The sequence below is a fragment of the Aquaticitalea lipolytica genome (assembly GCF_014641635.1).
GTDB classification, from domain to species: domain Bacteria; phylum Bacteroidota; class Bacteroidia; order Flavobacteriales; family Flavobacteriaceae; genus Aquaticitalea; species Aquaticitalea lipolytica.
Window position 1 is genome coordinate 1 of the sequence record NZ_BMIC01000030.1, and the last position, 1,062, is coordinate 1,062.

The 1,062-nt window shown below is 27.7% G+C and carries 1 protein-coding gene; it reads right to left on the reverse strand.

What is annotated here, in order from left to right; all coding sequences use genetic code 11:
* Positions 1-580 precede the first annotated feature (580 nt).
* Complete coding sequence (locus IEW41_RS14465; RefSeq protein ID WP_188607086.1) at positions 581-997, reverse strand: prepilin-type N-terminal cleavage/methylation domain-containing protein; 417 nt, start codon at positions 995-997, stop codon at positions 581-583.
* Between the last annotated feature and the right edge of the window lie 65 nt (positions 998-1,062).

The following is a 1,062-nucleotide window of genomic DNA, read 5'->3' on the forward strand; positions in this document are numbered from 1 at the left end:
AATAGCAATAGGCACAATTTGATATTGATAGGCTTGTTCACTGCTAATGAGTTGTGATAAGTGGGTTGGTATGTCAAATTCGTTTTTCAAATCTATTATATGTTATAAACAGAATCAATTAACCCAGACCAATAACCTAAATAGGTAAACAAATAAAATAGACACATATATCCTGCTAGTGGAACATTGTTATGGTTTTTTTTGGAGTAGTTAAACTGATGTAAAACCAAAGAAAATAGTAATGAAAAAATAAAAGTGATTATAAATGAAATGCTAGAAAAAGAAAATATAAGTGCTAAAAACAAAAATAGGTCTCCTAAACCAAAAACATCTTTTAGCTTCAAATTTAGTTTAAATTTTGAATATACTTTGACTACCATTAGTAAGAATAGAATAAAACTAAAATTAATTATACAAGAGGTTAAAAATAGTTCCGTAAGCGTTGATTTAAAGTGTAAAATGCCACAACAAACACCAACTAAAGGAAATAAAAACCAATACACTTGACGTTCTTTAACATCTTGAACGAAAATAATAACTAATGCTGTAGCAAGGAGTAATTTAAAAATTACAATCACAATTAATCTTTTACAACTTGTTTAGGATTGCCGTTCTCATCTATTTCCCAAACGTTAAAAATGCCATCCCCATCAAAGTCTGTTATTGCAGTTGCCTTAACTAAAAAGTTACTGTTAGTAGCATTGATTAAATCATAAGTATAATTACTAGTACCTCCATCCTTAACACTTTTGGGAGCAATAAAATCCAATTCGTTTAAATCGTTGGAGTATTTGGAATACATATAACGATACGTTGTTTGCGAATTATAAATATATTTCAATTGTGTCTGGGCTTCTATGCTTTTAGCTTTACTAATTAATGGCATAAGATTAGGTAATGCTAACAACAGTAAAATACCAATAATAACAAGCACTATCAATACTTCTTGGAGATTATAGCCAGGTATTTTTTTTAGTCTTAAGTTTATTAATGTCATTTAAAATTTATTGCTTAATGAAAGTATGAATATACTATCTTATAAATTAAAATAAGTAAGGTTTT

Excerpts from the sequence above, each read along its gene's own strand:
- IEW41_RS14465 (WP_188607086.1), bottom strand. The coding sequence starts at position 997 with ATGACATTAATAAACTTAAGACTAAAAAAAATACCTGGCTATAATCTC.